This window comes from Pseudomonas sp. FSL R10-2964 (genome assembly GCF_009600035.1).
GTDB lineage: Bacteria > Pseudomonadota > Gammaproteobacteria > Pseudomonadales > Pseudomonadaceae > Aquipseudomonas > Aquipseudomonas bubulae.
Genome location: NZ_WIWH01000001.1, coordinates 57,791 through 78,226 on the forward strand (window position 1 = coordinate 57,791; position 20,436 = coordinate 78,226).

General features: G+C 57.7%; 21 protein-coding genes and 1 tRNA gene. 6 read left to right on the forward strand and 16 right to left on the reverse strand.

What is annotated here, in order from left to right; translation table 11 throughout:
• Positions 1-230: 230 nt before the first annotated feature.
• The 9 genes from GHN92_RS00270 to GHN92_RS00310 form a co-directional block, all read right to left on the reverse strand.
• Positions 231-1,295: an aromatic acid exporter family protein gene (locus GHN92_RS00270; RefSeq protein WP_095024936.1), complete on the reverse strand. Its 1,065-nt coding sequence runs from the start codon at positions 1,293-1,295 to the stop codon at positions 231-233.
• Between the two features lie 124 nt (positions 1,296-1,419).
• Positions 1,420-2,520 (reverse strand): redox-regulated ATPase YchF, encoded by a 1,101-nt coding sequence (gene ychF / locus GHN92_RS00275; RefSeq protein WP_086798695.1) that lies wholly within the window; start codon positions 2,518-2,520, stop codon positions 1,420-1,422.
• A 23-nt stretch (positions 2,521-2,543) separates the two neighbouring features.
• Positions 2,544-3,128: an aminoacyl-tRNA hydrolase gene (gene pth / locus GHN92_RS00280; RefSeq protein ID WP_016781749.1), complete on the reverse strand. Its 585-nt coding sequence runs from the start codon at positions 3,126-3,128 to the stop codon at positions 2,544-2,546.
• Between the two features lie 166 nt (positions 3,129-3,294).
• Positions 3,295-3,882 (reverse strand): 50S ribosomal protein L25/general stress protein Ctc, encoded by a 588-nt coding sequence (locus tag GHN92_RS00285; protein WP_095003177.1) that lies wholly within the window; start codon positions 3,880-3,882, stop codon positions 3,295-3,297.
• A gap of 139 nt (positions 3,883-4,021) precedes the next feature.
• Positions 4,022-4,963: a ribose-phosphate pyrophosphokinase gene (locus tag GHN92_RS00290; protein ID WP_019825119.1), complete on the reverse strand. Its 942-nt coding sequence runs from the start codon at positions 4,961-4,963 to the stop codon at positions 4,022-4,024.
• Between the two features lie 45 nt (positions 4,964-5,008).
• Positions 5,009-5,083, reverse strand: a tRNA-Gln gene (locus GHN92_RS00295).
• A gap of 37 nt (positions 5,084-5,120) precedes the next feature.
• Positions 5,121-5,981: a 4-(cytidine 5'-diphospho)-2-C-methyl-D-erythritol kinase gene (gene ispE / locus GHN92_RS00300; protein ID WP_371926134.1), complete on the reverse strand. Its 861-nt coding sequence runs from the start codon at positions 5,979-5,981 to the stop codon at positions 5,121-5,123.
• 1 nt (position 5,982) lies between these two features.
• Positions 5,983-6,609 (reverse strand): lipoprotein insertase outer membrane protein LolB, encoded by a 627-nt coding sequence (lolB, locus tag GHN92_RS00305; protein WP_095023089.1) that lies wholly within the window; start codon positions 6,607-6,609, stop codon positions 5,983-5,985.
• Between the two features lie 3 nt (positions 6,610-6,612).
• Positions 6,613-8,337 (reverse strand): tetratricopeptide repeat protein, encoded by a 1,725-nt coding sequence (locus GHN92_RS00310; RefSeq protein ID WP_153379140.1) that lies wholly within the window; start codon positions 8,335-8,337, stop codon positions 6,613-6,615.
• Between the two features lie 201 nt (positions 8,338-8,538).
• On the opposite strand from GHN92_RS00310, the gene hemA reads away from it, so the two are divergent.
• From hemA to GHN92_RS00340, 6 genes are all read left to right on the forward strand, one after another.
• Positions 8,539-9,822, forward strand: coding sequence for a glutamyl-tRNA reductase (hemA, locus tag GHN92_RS00315; protein WP_095003174.1), 1,284 nt, complete (start codon positions 8,539-8,541; stop codon positions 9,820-9,822).
• A 2-nt stretch (positions 9,823-9,824) separates the two neighbouring features.
• Positions 9,825-10,907, forward strand: coding sequence for a peptide chain release factor 1 (prfA, locus tag GHN92_RS00320; protein ID WP_095003173.1), 1,083 nt, complete (start codon positions 9,825-9,827; stop codon positions 10,905-10,907).
• Positions 10,908-11,738, forward strand: a complete 831-nt coding sequence (gene prmC, locus GHN92_RS00325) for a peptide chain release factor N(5)-glutamine methyltransferase (RefSeq protein ID WP_095003172.1) — start codon at positions 10,908-10,910, stop codon at positions 11,736-11,738.
• Positions 11,732-12,487 (forward strand): molybdopterin-synthase adenylyltransferase MoeB, encoded by a 756-nt coding sequence (locus GHN92_RS00330; protein WP_133144318.1) that lies wholly within the window; start codon positions 11,732-11,734, stop codon positions 12,485-12,487. The genes prmC and GHN92_RS00330 overlap by 7 nt, the downstream gene beginning before the upstream one ends.
• Positions 12,480-13,271 (forward strand): glutamate racemase, encoded by a 792-nt coding sequence (gene murI, locus GHN92_RS00335; protein ID WP_095018255.1) that lies wholly within the window; start codon positions 12,480-12,482, stop codon positions 13,269-13,271. Before GHN92_RS00330 ends, murI begins: the two co-directional genes overlap by 8 nt.
• Positions 13,272-13,353: 82 nt before the next feature.
• Positions 13,354-13,872 carry an acyloxyacyl hydrolase gene (locus GHN92_RS00340; RefSeq protein ID WP_095001103.1) on the forward strand — a complete coding sequence of 173 codons (519 nt, stop codon included), beginning with the start codon at positions 13,354-13,356 and terminating at the stop codon, positions 13,870-13,872.
• A gap of 10 nt (positions 13,873-13,882) precedes the next feature.
• Here the strand turns inward: GHN92_RS00340 and GHN92_RS00345 are convergent, their stop codons facing one another.
• The 7 genes from GHN92_RS00345 to phrB form a co-directional block, all read right to left on the reverse strand.
• On the reverse strand, positions 13,883-14,188 hold the full coding sequence (locus GHN92_RS00345; protein WP_095001104.1) for a YkgJ family cysteine cluster protein: 306 nt from the start codon (positions 14,186-14,188) through the stop codon (positions 13,883-13,885).
• Positions 14,189-14,428: 240 nt separating this feature from the next.
• Positions 14,429-14,935, reverse strand: a complete 507-nt coding sequence (locus GHN92_RS00350) for a DUF2878 domain-containing protein (protein ID WP_133144317.1) — start codon at positions 14,933-14,935, stop codon at positions 14,429-14,431.
• Complete coding sequence (locus tag GHN92_RS00355) at positions 14,928-16,199, reverse strand: cyclopropane-fatty-acyl-phospholipid synthase family protein (RefSeq protein ID WP_133144316.1); 1,272 nt, start codon at positions 16,197-16,199, stop codon at positions 14,928-14,930. The genes GHN92_RS00350 and GHN92_RS00355 overlap by 8 nt, the downstream gene beginning before the upstream one ends.
• The gene (locus GHN92_RS00360; RefSeq protein WP_095020519.1) at positions 16,186-16,986 is read right to left on the reverse strand and encodes a DUF1365 domain-containing protein; all 801 of its coding nucleotides are present in this window, start codon (positions 16,984-16,986) and stop codon (positions 16,186-16,188) included. Before GHN92_RS00360 ends, GHN92_RS00355 begins: the two co-directional genes overlap by 14 nt.
• Entirely contained in the window at positions 16,983-18,230 is a 1,248-nt protein-coding gene (locus GHN92_RS00365; RefSeq protein WP_095001108.1) for an NAD(P)/FAD-dependent oxidoreductase, read from the reverse strand. The genes GHN92_RS00360 and GHN92_RS00365 overlap by 4 nt, the downstream gene beginning before the upstream one ends.
• Positions 18,227-18,997 carry an SDR family oxidoreductase gene (locus GHN92_RS00370; RefSeq protein WP_095018251.1) on the reverse strand — a complete coding sequence of 257 codons (771 nt, stop codon included), beginning with the start codon at positions 18,995-18,997 and terminating at the stop codon, positions 18,227-18,229. Before GHN92_RS00370 ends, GHN92_RS00365 begins: the two co-directional genes overlap by 4 nt.
• Positions 18,990-20,435: a deoxyribodipyrimidine photo-lyase gene (gene phrB, locus GHN92_RS00375; protein WP_095018250.1), complete on the reverse strand. Its 1,446-nt coding sequence runs from the start codon at positions 20,433-20,435 to the stop codon at positions 18,990-18,992. Before phrB ends, GHN92_RS00370 begins: the two co-directional genes overlap by 8 nt.
• Between the last annotated feature and the right edge of the window lies 1 nt (position 20,436).

A 20,436-nucleotide genomic window follows, 5' to 3' on the forward strand; every position in this document is an offset into this window, starting at 1 on the left:
GTTTTTTTGTGAGGGGAAATTCGCAATGTTAAACAGGTATAAACAACGCTTTTTATTTTATAGTTTGAAGGTGTTGACGGTTTAAACCAAGGCCTGAACTGGCCGCCTGTCGAGAGCTAAAACACATAGACACGGTAAGGATTAGTATTTATTGGCGTAGGGATAGCGTGCCTTACCTCCATGGATCGAACTTCGTGGAGGTAAGGGTAAACGGGTATTTATTCGTATTTTTATTCAGGGTTTTTTCTGCTATCGCCCTGAGTCGTAAATCCGAAGGTCAGAAGGGCGCTTTCAACGGTGCTCAAGTGCTGCATGCACAGCTGCCACGGTGCTGACACAACATCGGCCGATTCATCGCCGGCTACGGGGATGAGTACCGGGTGTTCATCGTCGCTGGCGATCGAGGCGCACCCTGAAGCAACGTTTGCCAGCCGTTCGTGGAGGGAGGACGGTGCCGGGCCCTGTTCCTTGCGCAAGGCATCGGCAAAGGCTTCTGCAAACAACAGGGAGCTGGCGTATAAACGCACGGCGTGGCGCTCGTAACGGCTGGCAATGTCTTTGACTTCCCGTGATACAAAGCGCCCGCGCAAGGTCCAGCGGGCGGTATTGCGGGCCATGCTGATGCCGTTCTCCAGGGCAATAAGGCTGTCGTGGGCCCTGGAAAATATCTGCACGGCATTTTGAGCCTTGGCCGCATCTTGTCCTTCGAGAGCTTGCAGGCTTTTACCGAATCCCGACGCCAACTTTTCGAGCAACTCCTTGGCGGAGCTGTCGATAATGCCGATCGGGTTGGGGGTCAGCAGTATCTGGCTGAAAACCAGCCCGACGCATGAGCCCACGACCACATCAAGCATCCGTACCACGCCAGCACTTTCCGGGCCTACGGCCAGCATCAGCACCGCCGATACACCGGCCTGGATGGGCACCACGGCCCCCAGGCCATAGAGTGCCGCGATGGCGATGGCAGAGAAGGTGGCAAAGCCAATACGCACCAACGGGTAAGCATCCGGCAACCACAAGGCGGCTTCGCCTACGATGATCCCGGTGGCGACACCCACCATCAGGCCCACCGCTTGCTTGCCATGACTGGGCAGGCCTGGAGCCAGGCACACCACGGCACTGATTGCGGCAAACACGGGGTGTATGTGACCGAAAAAATGCCGGGCGATAATCCACGCCAGTGCGGCGGCAATGGCTGAGGCCAGGGCGTCTCGCCAGCCCAGGGACCAGCGGGCCTTGATTTTTTCGATTATGGGGTCGGTATAGCGGCTGAGGAATTTGGCGCGGGGAATCATTGAGGCTCCCGATCATGAGGTGAGATGGCGTTAACCATAGACCGTTGTTGCGCCCCGGAGTGCGCCACAAACGCCAGGCCAAAAAAAACCGCGCCTGGGCGCGGTTTTTTATACGTGTGCTGTATTACACGTTGAAACGGAAGTGCAGGACGTCACCGTCTTTAACGATGTATTCCTTGCCTTCCAGACGCCACTTACCGGCTTCTTTCGCGCCCGCTTCCCCGTTGAACTTGATGAAATCGTCGTAGGCGATAACTTCAGCGCGGATAAAGCCTTTTTCGAAGTCGGTGTGGATCACACCGGCTGCTTGAGGGGCGGTCGCACCTACTTTTACTGTCCAGGCGCGAACTTCCTGCACGCCGGCGGTGAAGTAGGTTTGCAGGTCCAGCATTTCGTAACCGGCGCGAATCACACGGTTAAGACCAGGCTCTTCAAGGCCCAGGGCCTCCAGGAACATGTCTTTCTCTTCGCCGTCATCCAGCTCGGCGATTTCTGCTTCGATCTTGTTGCAGACCGGAACAACTATCGCGCCTTCTTCTTCAGCGATAGCCAGCACAACGTCCAGCAACGGGTTGTTCTCAAAACCGTCTTCAGCCACGTTGGCGATGTACATCACCGGCTTGGTGGTCAGCAGGTGGAAGCCTTTGATGATGGCTTTCTCATCTGCGTCCATGTTCTTGATCAGGCTGCGTGCCGGCTTGCCCAGGGTGAAGTGGGCGATCAGCTGTTCCAGCAGGGCTTTTTGGGCTACGGCTTCCTTGTCACCGCCTTTGGCATTGCGCGCGACTTTCTGCAGTTGCTTTTCGCAGCTGTCGAGGTCGGCGAAGATCAGCTCAAGGTCGATGATTTCGATGTCGCGTTTCGGGTCAACGCTGTTGGAAACGTGAATAACGTTTTCGTCTTCAAAGCAGCGGACCACGTGAGCGATGGCATCGGTCTCACGGATGTTGGCCAGGAACTTGTTACCCAGGCCTTCACCTTTCGATGCGCCAGCCACCAGGCCCGCGATATCAACGAACTCCATGGTGGTCGGCAGGATACGCTGTGGCTTGACGATGGCAGCCAGCGCGTCCAGGCGTGGGTCGGGCATCGGCACGATACCGGTGTTCGGTTCGATCGTGCAGAAGGGGAAGTTCTCGGCCGCGATACCGGACTTGGTAAGGGCGTTGAACAGGGTGGACTTGCCGACGTTAGGCAGGCCGACGATGCCGCAGTTGAATCCCATGGTGTTTCCCCTCGGAAAAAGAGTCAGGCCTTCTGGCTGTGCAGGTTTTTCATCGCACGGTTCCATTCCCCGGCGAGGATATCCGGCAGCACGCCGAGGGCAAAATCGATGCTGGCATCCAGTTTTTCCTGTTCGGCGCGTGGCGCACGACCGAGGACAAAGTTGGACACCATGCTGGCGACGCCCGGGTGGCCAATGCCAAGCCGCAGACGGTAGAAATCTTTGTTGTTCCCCAGTTGCGCGATGATGTCGCGCAATCCGTTGTGACCTCCGTGGCCGCCGCCCAGCTTGAGCTTGGCAACGCCTGGCGGGAGATCGAGTTCGTCGTGGGCCACCAATATGGATTCCGGCGCAATGCGGTAGAAACCGGCAAGCGCCGCAACGGCCTGGCCGCTTCGGTTCATATAGGTGGTGGGAATCAACAGACGAACATCCTGACCCTGGTGGCTGAAGCGCCCGGTCAGGCCAAAATATTTGCGATCTGCAACGAGGTTTACCCCATTGGCTGCCGCGAGACGCTCAACAAAAAGGGCCCCTGCGTTATGCCGGGTCTGTTCGTATTCGGTGCCTGGATTTCCCAGGCCAACGATCAGTTTTATGGCGGTCACGACAAGGGCCCTTCTATGGAGTTGTGGATAACATCGCCGCTAACGGTTAGCGGCGAAAACGGACAAGAAAGCGGGTTTACGTGAGTAAACTTCGCGATCTTGTCCGCTTTACTCGCTGCGTGTTAGCTCGCGATGTTTCTCAAGACTCCAACGACAGAGTAATGAATTACTCTGCTGCTTCTGGTGCAACACGTGGAGCGTGAACGTTGGCTACTGCCAGGTCGTTACCGTGTGCCAGAGCTACGAACTCAACGCCTTTAGGAGCGGTGATGTCCGACAGGTGAATGATCGAGCCGACTTCAGCGTTAGCCAGGTCAACTTCGATGAATTCAGGCAGGTCTTTTGGCAGGCAGGAAACTTCGATTTCCGCAACAACGTGGGAGATCTCGCCGCCTTTCTTGATCGGAGCCGCTTCACCAACGAAGTGAACCGGTACGATTGCAGTCAGTTTTTGACCAGCAACAACGCGTACGAAGTCAGCGTGCATCACGTGGCCTTTAGCCGGGTGACGTTGCAGAGCTTTGATGATCACGTTTTGCTTAACGCCGCCAACGGTCAGTTCGATAACGTGGCTGTAAGCAGCTTCGTTTTCGAGCAGTTTGGCAACTTCTTTAGCCAGCATGCTGATGGATTCAGGGGCTTTTTCGCCACCGTAAACTACAGCTGGAACCAGGCTTGCGAGACGACGCAGGCGGCGGCTCGCACCTTTCCCCAGGTCGGAACGCACTTCAGCATTCAGAGTAAAATCGTTCATGTTGTATCTCCAAAATAACCACATCCGCCCTGGCGTTTGCGACCAGCGCCATGGACGGTATGGGCAAAAAAGCCCCGCCCCAACGGATTGCTGGGGCGGGGCGCTTTTCGTCAGCAGAAGTCCTGAAAGGGCAGGGCCCTTATCGGAACATCGCGCTGATCGATTCTTCGTTGCTGATGCGGCGAACCGCTTCAGCCACAACCGGTGCGATATCCAGTTGGCGGATACGCGAGCAGGCTTGTGCGGCAGCGGACAGCGGGATGGTGTTAGTCACCACCAGCTCATCCAGCATGGAATTTTCGATATTCTCGATTGCCCGACCCGACAGCACAGGGTGTGTGCAGTAGGCGAACACTTTGGAAGCACCATGCTCTTTCAAGGCTTTAGCCGCGTGGCACAACGTGCCGGCGGTATCGACCATGTCATCAACCAGAATACAGGTACGCCCTTCGACATCACCGATGATATGCATCACTTCAGAGTGATTGGCTTTCTCACGGCGTTTGTCGATGATACCCAGATCGACGCCCAGGGATTTGGCAACAGCACGTGCACGCACGACGCCGCCGATATCCGGGGACACAATCATAAGGTTCTCAAAGCGCTGATCTTCGATGTCATCCACCAAAACTGGGGAGCCATAGATGTTATCTACAGGAATATCGAAGAAACCCTGGATTTGGTCAGCATGCAAATCAACCGTGAGAACACGATCGATGCCGACTACGGTAAGCATGTCAGCAACAACTTTTGCGCTGATAGCCACACGTGCGGAACGCGGACGGCGATCCTGACGGGCATAACCAAAGTAAGGAATAACAGCAGTAATACGAGTCGCTGAGGAGCGGCGGAAGGCATCAGCCATCACGACGAGTTCCATCAGGTTATCGTTGGTCGGAGCACAAGTCGGCTGAATGATGAAAACGTCTTTACCGCGGACATTTTCATTAATCTCAGCGGTAATTTCGCCGTCGGAAAACTTGCCGACAGAGATGTCACCGAGTGGGATATGCAGCTGACGTACGACACGCCGAGCCAGATCGGGGTTAGCGTTCCCCGTAAAGACCATCATCTTGGACACGCGCAGTACCTGAAGGCTGAGGGTAACCTGGATGAGTATAAGAAATGGCAGGGGCGGCTGGATTCGAACCAACGCATGGCAGGATCAAAACCTGCTGCCTTACCGCTTGGCGACGCCCCTGTATCTGTTGCTACGAGTACCGTGTACCCGTTTCCTTTTACAAATTTTGCAGCTTGCGATGCAACATCGAAACGTTGCTTCCTTTTGCTACAAACCCTGTAAGGGTCTCTGTAAGAAGGTGCAGCACTTTATCAGCATCTGCTTCGTTTGGGAAGGCCCCAAATATACAACTTCCAGTTCCAGTTAATTTTGCTTCGGTATATTTACCTAACAAATTCAAAGCGTTACGTACTTCTGGATAACGCTCCTTCACTACTGCTTCGCAGTCGTTTCGGCTGTTTCCCTTGGGAACGGGGCGCACTTTAATGGGCAAAGAGTCACGTGTCAACAACGGATCTGAAAATATTTCTGCAGTACTTACAGATACTTGCGGGACAAGCACCAGATACCAGGGTTCTTCTGGCTCGGCAGGCGTAAGAATTTCGCCGACACCTTCAGCAAATGCGGCGTGGCCACGAACGAAAACCGGGACGTCGGCCCCAAGAGTCAGGCCCAGCGCTGCCAGCCGGTCTTCATCCCAGGCCAGTTGCCAAAGATGGTTGAGCGCGAGCAGTGTGGTGGCGGCATTGGAACTGCCGCCACCGATGCCGCCGCCCATGGGCAATACTTTTTTGATCCAGATATCAATCCCCAGAGGGCAAGCGGATTGTGCCTGAAGCTTTTTTGCGGCCTTGACGATCAAATTGTCGTCATGAGCAACACCGGGGAATTCGGTGTGCAGGCAAATGACTCCGTCGTCACGCACGGCAAAGGTCATTTCATCGCCGTAGTCGAGAAACTGAAACAGCGTTTGCAGTTCGTGATAGCCATCTTCGCGACGACCGAGAATGTGCAGCATCAGATTAAGCTTTGCCGGGGAGGGCAAAACCAGAGTGTTTCGATTCAGACGGTCTTGCATCTTATTGACCCAACAAGCGAGGTTGCCAATCTTTAACCACGAGCGTGACATCCAGATCCGGGCCGTGCAGCTTGACCCGCTCAGGCAGCCAGAAGCCGTTTTGCTCGACATAGCTCAAATATTCGATTTTCCAGCCGTCCTGTTCCAGGTTGGCCAGGCGGCTGTCAGCATTCAATGTTACCCGGCTTTTGCTGCCGGGCGCAGGCAAGCCGCGTACCCACCAGACCAGATGTGACACTGGCAGGCTCCAGCCCAATTGTTCGCCCAAAAGCGCTTCAGGGGTCGGTGCTTCATAGCGGCCCTGATTGGCCACTTCCAGAAGCACGTTGCCCGGGCGCCCGGTCAGGCGAGCGGCTCCGCGGCCCAGCGGACCGGAAAGGCGTATGTCGTAATAGTCCTGGCGCTGCAGCCAGAACAGCGTGGCGCTGCCCGATTCTTTAGGGGCGCGAATGCCGACTTTGCCGCTGATTTGCCAGCCGTCGAGCCGGGTCAATTGCTGTTTGTGGGCTGACCACAGGGCAGGGCTGCCGTGGCCTTCTACGGATTCGCGGGCGCCGAAGCCCGCGCAACCGGCGAGCACGGCAATCAGGCTGAAAACCACGAGATGGCGCAAGTGACGATAAAACATGAGTTAAAGAGTCTCTGATCCGGTCAGGCGCAAAATGGTTTTGCGCAGAATAGGGCTGTCAGGATTTTCTTTAAGAAAAGTGCCCCAGATTTTTTTCGCTTCACGCTGCTTGCCATTGGCCCACAGCACTTCGCCCAGATGAGCGGCTACTTCCTGATCAGGAAAACGCTCCAGCGCCTGGCGCAGCAAGCGTTCGGCCTCATCCAGATTGCCAAGGCGATAATTTACCCAGCCTAGGCTGTCGAGCACAGCAGGGTCGTCCGGGTTCAGATCATAGGCTTGCTGGATCAGCGCCTTGGCTTCCGTGTAGCGAGTGGTTCGATCCGAAAGCGTATAGCCCAGGGCGTTCAATGCCATGGCGTTGTCAGGTTCACGCTTGATGATGGCGCGTAAATCCCGCTCCATCTGATCAAGATCGTTGCGTTTTTCGGCCAGCATGGCGCGTGAATACAGCAGGTTGAGATCGTCCGGGTATTGCTTGAGTGCTTGTTGCAACGTGCTCCAGGCGCGATCGGTCTGGTTGTTCGCCGCCAGGGTTTCGGCTTCTATCAAGTACAGCTGGATGGCGTAGTCGGGCTGTGCACCACGGGCCGAGGCCAGTTTTTTCGAGGCTTCGGCGCCGCGACCATGGCTGATCAGGATGTCCGCCTGGCGCAGTTGTGCGGGCAGGTATTCGCTGCCGGGACCTACCAATGCGTACTCAACCAGTGCGCCCTCGGGATCATTGCGTTCTTCGGCGATGCGGCCCAGGTTCAGATGCGCCGAGTCGATGTGGCTGTCGCGCTCGATCAGCTCTTGCAGATAGCCTTCGGCTTCGTCCCAGGATTTGCCTTCCAGGCAAACCAGTGCCAGCGAGAATCGCAGCTCATCGTCTTCGGGGTATTGCTCCACCAGGCTGGCAAACTGCACTTTTGCCTCGGCCATGCGGTTCTGCTCGACCAGGGTGCGCGCATAGGTCAGGCCCAGGCGCTTGTCATCGGGGTACTGGCTGACGCTTTTTTTCAGCAGGGGCAACGCTTCATCACCGCGGTTGAGGCTTTGCAACAAACGGGCGCGCAACAGAATCGGGGCGACTTCGCCGTTTTGCGGCGGGTTCTTTTCCAGTAGCTTCAGCGCGCCTTCGGCATCACCGTCCTGTTGCATCAACAAGGCCTTGCCGAAAATCAGCTGACCGTTGTCCGGGTGCTTGGCCAGCAGGCTGTCAAAACTTTTTTGCAGACCTGCCCGGGTATCCGCATCGGTTTCTATGGCCGCCAGGGCCAGGAAATCGAAGTGAGTATCACCCTTGGCCTGCAGGACTTTTTCCATGTAGACCAGGGATTCGTCATAACGGCCGTTGCGCGCCAGCTGAATGGCTGCAGCACGTTGCGCCTCGATATCGTCCGGGGCGTTTTTCACCCAGATCAGCGAGGTATCCAGTGCGGCCTGGTCGGCGCCCAGATACTCGGCGATACGGAAAGCGCGTTCGGAAACTCCCGGATCCTGCGTGTTGATCGCTTGCGTCACGTAGTTATCGAGGGCGATATCCAGACGATTGCGCTGGCCGGCCAGCTCGGCGCTCAACAGGCTGTACAGCGTGTCTTCGCTGAACGAACTGTAGACCGTGGGTTTTTCCGGGGTGGAGGAAACGTCTTCTGCCGCGGATGAGTCATCCGGGGACGTGGGGGCCAGAGCCTGGCAGCCACTGAGAAGGACGAGAGCGAGGAGCAACGCGGAGGATCTATTCATATAAGAGATGGGCGACTTACCTGCGGTCTGGGCATCATGACACATGCAATGGTGCAAACCATAACAGGTGCGACTATCGATATCCGGGGCTGATGATGTGTTCAACAGACGTTAACTATAGAGACAATAGTCAGCAATGGTTGTTCTGAATCTGGCGAAGTAGGACAATTGTCGGCTTCTTGTCATCATCAGCGATCTTGAATGGCCTTCCTCGCACTCGGTATTAACCACAAGACTGCTTCAGTAGACGTCCGCGAGCGCGTGGCTTTTACTCCGGAGCAGTTGGTTGAGGCCTTGCAGCAGCTCTGCCGCCTAACCGACAGTCGCGAAGCTGCGATCCTCTCCACCTGCAATCGCAGCGAGCTCTATATAGAGCAGGACCACCTTTCGGCAGACCGTGTGCTGCAATGGCTGGCGGACTATCATGACCTGAGCCTCGATGAACTGCGTGCCTGCGCCTATATCCATGAAGACGACGCAGCCGTTCGTCACATGATGCGCGTGGCTTCAGGCCTGGATTCGCTGGTGTTGGGCGAACCGCAGATTCTCGGCCAGATGAAGTCGGCCTATGCCGTGGCGCGTGAGGCGGGCACGGTCGGGCCGTTGTTGGGGCGCTTGTTCCAGGCCACGTTCAACTCGGCCAAACAGGTGCGCACCGACACCGCCATCGGTGAAAACCCGGTTTCGGTGGCCTTTGCCGCGGTGAGCCTGGCCAAGCAGATCTTCAGCGATCTGCAGCGCAGCCAGGCCTTGCTGATCGGTGCGGGCGAGACGATTACCCTGGTCGCCCGCCACCTGCATGACCTGGGAGTAAAGCGTATCGTGGTGGCCAACCGTACCCTGGAACGCGCCAGTACCCTGGCTGAGCAATTTGGCGCCCACGCGGTACTGCTGTCGGATATTCCCCAGGAGCTGGTACACAGCGACATCGTGATCAGCTCCACGGCCAGCCAATTGCCGATTTTGGGCAAGGGCGCGGTCGAAAGCGCCCTGAAACTGCGCAAGCACAAACCGATCTTTATGGTCGATATTGCCGTTCCCCGGGATATCGAGCCTGAAGTCGGTGAGCTGGACGACGTGTACCTCTATACCGTCGACGACTTGCACGAAGTGGTTGCCGAAAACCTCAAGAGCCGTCAGGGCGCGGCCCAGGCGGCAGAAGAGCTGGTGAGCATCGGCGCTGACGATTTTATGGTGCGCCTGCGTGAACTGGCGGCTGTGGATGTGCTCAAGGCCTACCGCCAGCAAAGCGAACGCCTGCGTGACGAAGAGCTGCAAAAGGCCCAGCGCATGCTCGCCAACGGCAGCAATCCGGAAGATGTGCTGGTACAACTGGCGCGCGGGCTGACCAACAAATTGCTTCATGCCCCCAGCGTACAACTGAAAAAACTTTCCGCCGAAGGCCGCCTCGATGCGCTGGCCATGGCCCAAGAACTTTTTGCCCTCGGTGAGGGCTCATCGCATAGCTCTGCGGATAAAAAATAGTAATGAAAGCGTCACTGCTTAATAAACTGGACATCCTCCAGGACCGTTTTGAAGAACTGACCGCATTGCTTGGCGATGGCGAAGTCATTTCCGATCAAACCAAATTCCGCGCCTATTCCAAGGAATACTCGGAAGTTGAACCCATTGTTGCCGCTTACGCGCAGTGGCTCAAAGTGCAGGCCGACCTTGAAGGCGCCCAGGCGTTGCTCAAGGACAACGACCCGGACATGCGCGAAATGGCGGTCGAGGAAGTTCGTGAAGCCAAAGAGCGATTGATCGAACTGGAAAAAGACCTGCAACGCATGCTGCTGCCCAAGGATCCGAATGACGGGCGCAACGTGTTTCTGGAAATTCGCGCCGGCACCGGTGGCGATGAAGCGGCGATTTTTGCCGGTGACCTGTTTCGCATGTACTCGCGCTACGCCGAGCGCCGTGGCTGGCGGGTTGAAATCCTGTCCGAAAGCATCGGCGAGCATGGTGGCTATAAAGAAGTCATTGCCCGTGTCGAAGGTGAGAATGTTTACGCCAAGCTGAAGTTCGAGTCCGGTGTACACCGCGTGCAGCGTGTACCTGCAACCGAATCCCAGGGTCGTATCCATACCTCGGCCTGTACCGTGGCGGTGCTGCCAGAGCCCGATGAGCAGGAAGCCATCGAGATCAACCCGGCCGATTTGCGTGTGGATACCTACCGTTCCTCCGGAGCCGGTGGCCAGCACGTCAACAAGACCGACTCGGCCATCCGCATTACTCACTTGCCCTCGGGCATTGTGGTGGAGTGTCAGGAAGAGCGTTCCCAGCATAAAAACCGGGCGCGGGCGATGTCCTGGCTCTCGGCCAAATTGAATGACCAGCAAACCAGCGCCGCGGCCAATGCCATTGCCAGCGAGCGCAAGTCGCTGGTGGGCTCGGGGGATCGTTCCGAGCGCATCCGCACTTACAATTTCGCGCAGGGGCGAGTGACTGACCACCGTGTCAACCTGACCCTGTATTCCCTGGATGACGTACTGGCTGGCGGCGTTGATGCCGTTATCGAGCCTTTATTGGCGGAGTTTCAGGCTGATCAACTGACAGCCCTGGGTGAATAAATGACTATTATTGCCAGCTTGTTGCGTGCTGCTGAACTGCCTGATTCACCTACGGCCCGTCTTGATGCGGAGCTGCTGCTGGCTGCTGCCCTGGGCAAGTCGCGCAGCTATCTGCACACATGGCCCGAAAAAATCGTCAGCAGCGAAGCCGCCTTGACCTTCGCCGAGTACTTGCTGCGCCGCCGTGCCGGTGAGCCGGTGGCCTATATTCTGGGGCAGCAGGGTTTCTGGAACCTTGATCTGGAAGTGGCGCCGCATACGCTGATTCCGCGCCCGGACACCGAACTGCTGGTGGAAACCGCGCTGGCCCTGCTGCCCGCAACCCCGGCCAAAGTGCTGGACCTGGGCACTGGCAGCGGTGCAATCGCCCTGGCTTTGGCCAGTGAACGTGCCGCCTGGCACGTTACGGCAGTTGACCGCGTGCTTGAGGCCGTGGCTCTGGCCGAGCGCAATCGCCAGCGTTTGCAGCTCGACAACGTCAATGTGTTTACCAGCCATTGGTTCAGCGCGCTGGACGACCAGCGTTTTGACCTGATTATCAGCAACCCGCCCTATATTGCTGCCGGTGATGTTCACCTGGCGCAAGGCGATGTGCGTTTCGAACCTGAAAGCGCTCTGGTTGCCGGTGCCGATGGCCTGGACGATATCCGCCAGATCATTACCGCTTCTGCGCAGCACTTGAATGCAGGTGGCTGGTTGATGCTGGAGCACGGTTACGATCAGGCTGCAGCTGTGCGCCAACTGTTGCAGGACGCAGGTTTTGCCGAGGTTGAAAGCCGCACGGACCTGGGCGGCCACGAACGCATTACATTGGGCCGCCTGCCGTGCTGACCGACGAGGAGCTGTTGCGCTATAGCCGACAGATCCTGTTGCAACAGGTTGATATCGATGGCCAGCTGAAGCTGAAAAACAGCCGTGTGCTGATTGTCGGGCTGGGTGGGCTGGGCTCGCCCGTCGCGCTGTACCTGGCCGCCGCCGGTGTCGGCGAGCTGCATCTGGCTGACTTTGACAGCGTTGACCTGACCAATCTGCAGCGTCAGATCATTCATGACACTGCCAATGTTGGCGAGAGCAAGGTGGACTCGGCGTTGCGCCGACTGCGCCTGATCAATCCGCATCTCAAGCTGGTTGCCCACCGCTCGGCGCTGGATGCCGATTCGCTGGCCGAGGCCGTTGCCGCGGTGGATCTGGTGCTCGACTGCTGCGACAACTTTGCCACCCGTGAAGCGGTGAACAAGGCCTGTGTTGCGGCGCGCAAGCCGTTGGTCAGTGGCGCGGCGATTCGCCTTGAGGGGCAGCTGTCGGTGTTTGACTCGCGCCAGAGCGCCAGTCCTTGCTATCACTGCCTGTACGGGCATGGCAGCGAAGAGGAGCTGACCTGCAGCGAAGCCGGCGTCATTGGTCCCCTGGTGGGGGTGATCGGCAGCTTGCAGGCCCTTGAAGCGCTCAAGGTGTTGGCCGGGTTTGGTGAGCCACTGGTGGGCCGGCTGTTGCTGGTCGATGCCTCGAGCACGCGTTTTCGCGAATTGCGGGTCAAGCGCGACCCGGCCTGCAGCGTATGCGGTACTGGCCATGAGTGAGGCGCCGATTGGCGTTTTCGACTCCGGCGTCGGTGGCTTGTCGGTACTCAAGGAGATCCACGCGCTATTGCCCAACGAATCGCTGCTTTATGTGGCGGACTGCGGGCATATCCCCTATGGCGAAAAAAGCCCCGAATTCATTCGTCAGCGCTGCGCGGTAATGGCTGAATTTTTCCAGCAGCAAGGCGCCAAGGCGCTGGTGCTGGCCTGTAATACTGCAACGGTGGCTGCGGTGGCGGATTTGCGTCAGCGCTACCCGACCTGGCCCATGGTCGGTATGGAGCCAGCGGTCAAACCGGCGGCAGCGGCCACCCGCAGTGGTGTGGTAGGCGTACTCGCCACGACCGGTACATTGCAGAGCGCCAAATTTGCCGCCTTGCTCGATCGTTTTGCCAGCGATGTGCGGGTTATCACTCAGCCATGCCCGGGCCTGGTGGAACTGATCGAAACCGGCGACCTGCACAGCGATACCTTGCGAACTTTGTTGCGCGGTTATGTCGAACCGTTGCTGGCCGCGGGCTGTGACACCATTATTCTTGGCTGTACGCATTACCCCTTCCTCAAGCCTCTGCTAAGCCAGATGCTTCCTGGTTCGATTACCCTGATCGACACCGGTGCCGCCGTGGCGCGCCAGCTCAAGCGATTGTTGGCTGAGCGCGGCTTGCTGGCAGCTGGCCCGCCTGCTGAAACGCAGTTCTGGACCAGCGCTTCTCCTGAACACTTAGGAAATATCCTGCCTGTGTTGTGGAATAAATCTGGCGTTGTGCGAAGCTTCGGTCTGTAAAAAAACAGAACTTATGCTTCATGACACCTGCCTGATGAAGCGCATAACCACTGACATGGGCATATGAAAATAGGATTTTCTTATGAAGCGACTTTTTTGTTTGGCTGCGCTCGCAGCCGCTGCACTGGGGCAAAGTTTTACTGCACAGGCTGCCGGGCTTGAATTTGCGGTGGGGCACACCAGCGAATCGACCATGACCTACCGTCTGGGCTTGAAATCTGATTGGGACAAAAGCTGGCTACAAAGTGATGTGGGGCGTCTGACCGGCTATTGGGATGGGGCTTATACCTACTGGGAAGGTGACAAGTCATCCGCGAGTAATAGCCTGTCGTTCTCGCCCGTGCTGGTGTACGAATTTGCCGGTGGAAGCGTAAAGCCCTATCTCGAAGCCGGGATCGGGGTGGCGTTGTTCTCGCACACTGAAGTGGAGGGCAACCGTCTGGGAACAGCTTTCCAGTTTGAAGACCGTTTGGGGTTTGGCCTGCGCTTTGCCGGTGGTCATGAGGTCGGGATTCGTGCGACCCACTATTCCAATGCCGGGATCTCCAGCACCAATGACGGCGTAGAAAGCTATGCGCTGCACTACACCATGCCGCTGTAGGGGCAGGTATTTAGCGATACGCCGTGGCAATGCCCTGGCGTTCATTGAGGCATTCGACTTCGCCCATTTCGAACTCGCGGCAAATCAGTGGTCGAAGCTCATAGATGGTGCACATCATGGTGTTGCGGTCCAAAGCCGCACACCAACCATCATCCAGGCGCAGCATCACTTCGCCGCCCCAGTCATCCTCTGCAATAAAACGCTCGGGCACACCGGTGTCGGTGATCAGCATCACTTCCAGCTGGCAGCAGCATGCCGCGCACGTTGAACAGGTAACTGCGGGTTCGGTAATTTCGGTCAGGGGGATGTTGGTCATAGGCGTGCAGTGTAAGGCAGTGCTGGCATCAGGTGTGAATGTGCTGATGAACGCAGATGTATAACCCCCCGTAGATACTCTGTTGCCGGTCAACCCTCCCTGTGGGAGCGAGCCAGCTCGCGAACGACTTTCGCGAGCTGGCTCGCTCCCACAGTTAAAATTTCCTTCAGACCTTGCAGCTGCCGCAGCCGTCGTAAAGTCAGCCATTGCGGTTTGCCAGATGAAACTCGCTCTCAGGATTTACGCTTGCTGCGCAACCGGACGTAGCCTGTCGGCAATCGCTACAAGGACCGCAAACAACCCAGCCCACAACAGGCTCAACCCGGCCAGCGTCGGCCACAGGCCCAGCGGGAATTGCACCGCGCCCAGACGTTGCCCGGCGTAATACGACAGCGGTCCACCGATGGCTCCCAGCAAAACAGCACGCCACCAGGGCTTGGCAGTCCACGCCAGGCAGTGGTTCAAGGTGATGGCCAGCAGGGCCCAAAGCAACATCAGCCAGAACGGAATCACTATGCCGGGCTGCTTGAAGGCGAAAACATCGGCATTGAGCAACAGGCTGTCCACCGTACTGCCGAGCACGCACACGACCACTACCAGGCGCACTTCTGCCAATGAGCGGCTGATAAACAGCAGATGCACCAGCAGGGCGCCCGCGGCCAGCAGCAACCACAGGCTGTTGCCGCCCAGTACACAGGCAAACCAGCCGAGCTGGAACAGCCCGGCATTTACCAGGTTTTTAGGCATTGAAGCGACCAAGCAATGGTTCGGGCATGGCCGCCGGCTTGGCCAGCAACAATTGTGCGGTGCCGATGCTGCGCTCGAGAAAGCCGCCCTCGCAGTAGCACAGGTAAAACTCCCACAGGCGCAGAAAGTATTCGTCGTAACCCAGCTCCGTAAGGCGACCGTGGGCGCGGCGAAAGTTCTCATGCCACAAGCGCAGGGTTTTGGCGTAGTGCAGGCCAAAATCCTCCATATGCATCAGATTCATATCGGTGTCCTTGCCGACAATTTCGAGCATTTTTTGCACGCTGGGCAGTGCACCACCGGGAAAGATGTAGCGCTGGATAAAGTCCACGCTACTTCTTGCCTGCTCGTAACGCTGCTCGCGAATGGTGATGGCTTGCAGCAGCATCAGGCCGTGGGGCTTGAGCAAGCGGGCGCATTGCTTGAAGTAACTGGGCAAGAAGTGATGGCCGACTGCTTCGATCATCTCGATCGACACCAGCTTGTCGTATTGCCCGGTCAGGTCGCGGTAATCCTCCAGCAGTAACGTTACTTGCTCTTGTAAGCCCAGCGCCTCGATGCGGGCTTGGGTGTAGTCGAATTGCTCTTTGGACAATGTAGTCGTCGTCACCTTGCAGCCGTAATGTTGCGCCGCATACAACGCCATGCTGCCCCAGCCGGTACCGATTTCCAGCAAATGGTCTGCGGGCTTGAGGTCGAGCTTCTGGCAGATGCGCTGCAGCTTGTTAAGCTGGGCTTGCTCCAGGGTGTCGTCAGCCGTTAAGAACTGCGCGGCGGAATACATCATGGTCGGGTCGAGGAATTGCTCGAACATGTCATTACCCAGGTCGTAATGCGCAGCAATGTTTTTTTGCGAGCCCTTGCGGGTGTTGCGATTGATCCAGTGCAAGCCGCGAATCAGCGGGCGACCCAGGCGGGCCAGGCCACCTTCCATGGCATCAAGCACGTCCAGGTTGCTGACCAGTACGCGGATCACTTTGGTCAGGTCAGGTGAACTCCAGTAGCCATGAATAAAGGCTTCGCCGGCGCCAATCGAGCCGTTGCTGGCGATCATGCCCCAGACACTTGTATCGTGAATCTGCACCTCGCCGACCAGGCCCGCGCCGCTGTCACCGAAGATCAGGCGTTCACCGTTTTCGGTGACCACCAGATGCCCGCTTTTCAATTGACTGAGCTGGCGCAGCACCCCGCGTCGCAGTAGTGCGCTGGTCAGGTTATGGGTAGTCGACAGTGAGGTTTTGCTCACCAGGCTAGGGCTCTTCATGGCGTTGATCCTTGGGTTGCAGGGCGGCAATGCGAAAGGCGCCGTCGGCGGCCTGGTGGGAAAAAATCGGTGTGCGTTTAAGAAACAGGCGCAACGCTTGCCAGTAAATGGCCAGGCAGGTTTTGGCGGTCATCCACGGGAACTGCCGCAGATAGCGGTGCAGGCCCGGGCGGTCCAGGGGAGTGCGTTGCAGGTTGAGGGTGGCATCAAACAGTTTCAGATCACCTTGCCAGTCGGCCATATGCACCCCGAGCCGGGCCTGGGGCGGGCTGAAGCTCATGTGGTATTCCAGATCCCGTGGCAGAAAAGGTGATACGTGGAAGGCTTTGGCCACGGCAACGTGGGAAAAACCGTCTCCATTGGCGGGAAGCACATAGTGATAACGTTCGCGCCAAGGCGTATTGGTGACTTCACACAGGAGGGCGGCCAGTTTTCCGTCAGCTTCGTAACAATAGAAGAAGCTCACCGGGTTGAAGGACAGCCCCCAACTGCGGGCTTGTGTGAGCACGCATATCGGGCCTTGCGGCGTATAACCCAAAGCGCTGGAAACTTGCTGGCGTACCGCATCAATCAGGCGCATGCCGGTTGCGGTGAAGGTTTTCAGGTAATCGGTTTCACGAAACGAGAAGGGCGCAAAGCGACTTTTGCCTGCCAGTGGTGAAAGCCCCAGTACAGCGTCTTGCTCATCCAGATCCAGATACAACAGGCCGATCTGATAGCGAAAGGCATGGGGCTTTGGAGCAAAGCGCCGATGGCCGATCCAGCCGCTGTACAGGGCGCTGTTCATAATTGCTGACCAAAGGCCTGGGCCACGCGCAAGGCGCTGACCACGCCGTCTTCATGGAAGCCGTTGGCCCAATAAGCGCCACAAAAGTAGCTGTGCTGTGCGCCCAGCAGTTCTTGCCAGCGCGCTTGCGCGGCGACGGCGTCCAGGCTGTATTGCGGGTGGGCATAGGTGTAGCTGGCCAGCACTTTGAGCGGGTCAATTGCTGCGGTTTGGTTGAGACTGACGCAAAAAGTGGTCTCGCTCTGAATTCCTTGCAGGATGTTCATATCGTAGGTTACGGCTGCACGTTTTTGCCCTGCACCGCCCAGGCGATAATTCCAGCTAGCCCAAGCCAGCTTTCGGTCGGGTAGTAATCGGGTATCGGTGTGCAGCACGACCTCGTTGTCGGCGTATGGCATGGCTCCCAGAATCTGTTGTTCGGCAACCGAGGGCTTCGCCAGCAGCTTCAGGGCCTGGTCGCTGTGACAGGCAAAGATCACCTTGTCGAAAGATTCAGTACCGCCAACGCTGTGCACCAGAACGCTTTCGGCATTGCGTTCAACCTGGATAACCGGGCAGTTGCGGCGAATCCTGTCGGCAAATCCTGCGCTCAAGGGTTTTAGGTAGCTACTGGAACCGCCTTCAATCACACGCCATTGCGGGCGATTGCTGACGCTGAGCAGGCCGTGATTCTTGAAAAAGCGCACAAAGAACTGCAATGGAAAGGCTTGCATCTCGACCAGGGACATCGACCAGATCGCAGCCCCCATCGGCACGATATAGTGTTCGATAAAGCGCGAGCCATAACCCCGCAGTCGCAAGTAGTCGCCCAACCGGGTGTTGCTGGCAATACGTTGTTCGTCCAGGTCGCGAATGGCCTCGCGATTGAAACGCAAAATATCGCGCAACATGCCCCAGAACCTGGGCGACAACAGGTTGCTGCGCTGGGCGAACAGGCTGTTGAGGGTATTGCCGTTGTATTCGAGGTTGCTGTCGGTGTCGTGGACTGAAAAACTCATTTCAGTGGCTTTGGAGCCAACACCCAATTGCTCCATCAATTTGATGAAATTAGGGTAAGTCCAATCGTTGAACACAATAAAGCCGGTGTCCACGGCATAGGTTTGGCCTTTGACGCTCACATTGACGGTATGGGTGTGCCCGCCGATCCAGTCGCTGGCCTCGAACACGCTGACATCATGTTCTTTATGCAGCAGGTAGCCGCAGGTCAGCCCTGAAATCCCGCTGCCAATGATCGCTATTTTCATGATGGCTTACCGTCGGATGTACGTGCCAGACGCTTGCCTAACGCCACTTGCAGGCGCTTTGGCAGGTTTGCCAGCAGCCGCAAGGAGGCAATGAACAGCGTCGGGAAGGCGATCTCCAGCGGGCGTTTTTCCAGGCGCTGGCAAATATGCCGTGCCGCCTTGTGTGCAGGCCAGCGCATGGGCATCGGGAAGTCATTGTGTTCAGTGAGCGGGGTATCGACAAAGCCGGGGCTGACCAAAGTGACATCGATCTGTTCCTGGGCCAGATCGATGCGCAACGATTCGAGCAAGTAGCGCAGGCCGGCTTTTGACGCACCGTAGGCCCCGGCCCGTGGCAATGGCCATAAGGTGACCGAGCTGACCACTCCCACCAGATGCGGGCGCGAGCCTGCGCGCAGCAGTGGCAGTGCGCTTTCCAGGCAATAGCTGTTGGCCAGCAGGTTGGTGCGCACCACGCGCTCGACCAGTGCGGCGTCGAAGTGGCGGGCATCAACATACTCACAGGTGCCTGCATTGAGGATTACGGTGTCCAGCGCGCCCCAGGCCTGGATGATGCGCTTGCCAATTTCGCGTACCTGCAGGCTGTCGGTCAGGTCGCCGGGCACCAGCAAGACCTGTCCGGGGTAACGGTCGGACAAGGCTTTCAAAGGCGCCAGCGTGCGGGCTGTCAATGCCAGCCGGGCGCCGCTACTGAGCAACTCTTCGGCCATTTGCGCACCAATGCCGCTGCTCGCGCCCGTGAGCCAGATCCGCCGCCGATCAGCCATGGCTGGCTTCCAGCATTTGCCGGGAGGGCAGATTTTTGAAGGCGCTCAAGGCGCGGTCGCGGCTTTGGCTCAAGTTGACGATGGGCGCCGGGTAATTGGCCACGCCAAACAACCCGCCCACCGATGCGGGGTTGTGCACCTGTTTTTTGTTCAGCTCGGCCAGTTCGGGCAGCCAGTGCTTGATAAATTTACCCTCGGGGTCGAAGCGTTCGGACTGGGTGATCGGGTTGAAAATACGGAAATACGGCACCGAGTCGGTTCCCGTGGATGAACTCCACTGCCAGCCGCCATTGTTGGCGGCCAGATCACCGTCGATCAGATGCTGCATAAAAAAGCGCTCGCCCTCGCGCCAGTCGATCAGCAGATTTTTGGTCAGGAACATAGCCACTACCATGCGCAGGCGGTTGTGCATCCAGCCGGTTTCCAGCAGTTGCCTGATGGCCGCGTCGATAATCGGGAAGCCAGTGCGGCCCTGTTTCCAGGCGGCCAGTTCATCCGGCGCGTGGCGCCAGGGCAGGTATTCGGTTTCCGGACGAAAGGCGCGGTGACGTGAGACCCGTGGGTAGCCCACCAGGATATGTTTGTAGAACTCGCGCCACAGCAGCTCGGTGATCCAGGTAAATACCCCCGGGCTGCCGCTTTCAAACTCGCCGTTGTTGCTTTGCAATGCGGCGTGCAGGCATTGGCGGGGTGAGATCACGCCTGCCGCGAGGTAGGCCGACAGCTGGCTGGTACCGGGTTTGGCGGGCAGGTCGCGTTCGTCCTGATAGTAGTGGATCTGCTCATCGGCAAACTGTGCCAGGCGTTGGCGAGCCTGATCCTCGCCTGCTGGCCACAATGCGCGCAGCGAATCGCTGGGTACGGCGAAACCGCTGACAGACTTGGGTATGACGTCGCTCTGGATATTCAGCGGTGATTGTTTTTCAGGCCTGGCAACCAGCTTGGGCAAGGCCATGTGCAGGCGGTTGTAGCAGATGCGGCGAAACTGGCTGAAGACCTGAAAGTACGAGCCCGACTGCGTGAGGATGCTGCCCGGCTGGAACAACAGTTGGTCGAGGTAACCGTGAAACTCGATGCCCTGGGCTTCAAGGGCCCGGGCAACTGCCTGGTCGCGGCGGGTTTCATGGATGCCATATTCCTGGTTGGTGTGTACCGCCTCAACTCCGTGCTGCTGGCACAGCTCAAGGAGCACCGCAGGCGCCTGGTCCCAGCTGGGCGCAGTACGAATAAGCAAAGGAATATTGAGCTGTTGCAGGCTGTTGCTCAGCGTGCGCAGATTGCGCAGCCAGAAGTCTACCTTGCTTGGCGCATCGTCATGGGCCAGCCATTGCTCGGGGCTGATCAGGTATACGGCCAGGGTGGGGCCGCGTTTGGCAGCGGCGCTCAGGGCGGTGTTGTCGTCGTGGCGCAAGTCGGTGCGCAGCCAGATCAGTTGCATA

Bases quoted from the DNA above. Each gene is read 5' to 3' on its own strand.
- GHN92_RS00270 (WP_095024936.1), bottom strand. From the start codon at position 1,295: ATGATTCCCCGCGCCAAATTCCTCAGCCGCTATACCGACCCCATAATC.
- ychF (WP_086798695.1), bottom strand. From the start codon at position 2,520: ATGGGATTCAACTGCGGCATCGTCGGCCTGCCTAACGTCGGCAAGTCC.
- GHN92_RS00285 (WP_095003177.1), bottom strand. From the start codon at position 3,882: ATGAACGATTTTACTCTGAATGCTGAAGTGCGTTCCGACCTGGGGAAA.
- ispE (WP_371926134.1), bottom strand. From the start codon at position 5,981: ATGCAAGACCGTCTGAATCGAAACACTCTGGTTTTGCCCTCCCCGGCA.
- lolB (WP_095023089.1), bottom strand. From the start codon at position 6,609: ATGTTTTATCGTCACTTGCGCCATCTCGTGGTTTTCAGCCTGATTGCC.
- GHN92_RS00310 (WP_153379140.1), bottom strand. From the start codon at position 8,337: ATGAATAGATCCTCCGCGTTGCTCCTCGCTCTCGTCCTTCTCAGTGGC.
- hemA (WP_095003174.1), top strand. From the start codon at position 8,539: ATGGCCTTCCTCGCACTCGGTATTAACCACAAGACTGCTTCAGTAGAC.
- prfA (WP_095003173.1), top strand. From the start codon at position 9,825: ATGAAAGCGTCACTGCTTAATAAACTGGACATCCTCCAGGACCGTTTT.
- prmC (WP_095003172.1), top strand. From the start codon at position 10,908: ATGACTATTATTGCCAGCTTGTTGCGTGCTGCTGAACTGCCTGATTCA.
- murI (WP_095018255.1), top strand. From the start codon at position 12,480: ATGAGTGAGGCGCCGATTGGCGTTTTCGACTCCGGCGTCGGTGGCTTG.
- GHN92_RS00340 (WP_095001103.1), top strand. From the start codon at position 13,354: ATGAAGCGACTTTTTTGTTTGGCTGCGCTCGCAGCCGCTGCACTGGGG.
- GHN92_RS00345 (WP_095001104.1), bottom strand. From the start codon at position 14,188: ATGACCAACATCCCCCTGACCGAAATTACCGAACCCGCAGTTACCTGT.
- GHN92_RS00350 (WP_133144317.1), bottom strand. From the start codon at position 14,935: ATGCCTAAAAACCTGGTAAATGCCGGGCTGTTCCAGCTCGGCTGGTTT.
- GHN92_RS00355 (WP_133144316.1), bottom strand. From the start codon at position 16,199: ATGAAGAGCCCTAGCCTGGTGAGCAAAACCTCACTGTCGACTACCCAT.
- GHN92_RS00360 (WP_095020519.1), bottom strand. From the start codon at position 16,986: ATGAACAGCGCCCTGTACAGCGGCTGGATCGGCCATCGGCGCTTTGCT.
- GHN92_RS00365 (WP_095001108.1), bottom strand. From the start codon at position 18,230: ATGAAAATAGCGATCATTGGCAGCGGGATTTCAGGGCTGACCTGCGGC.
- GHN92_RS00370 (WP_095018251.1), bottom strand. From the start codon at position 18,997: ATGGCTGATCGGCGGCGGATCTGGCTCACGGGCGCGAGCAGCGGCATT.
- phrB (WP_095018250.1), bottom strand. From the start codon at position 20,435: ATGCAACTGATCTGGCTGCGCACCGACTTGCGCCACGACGACAACACC.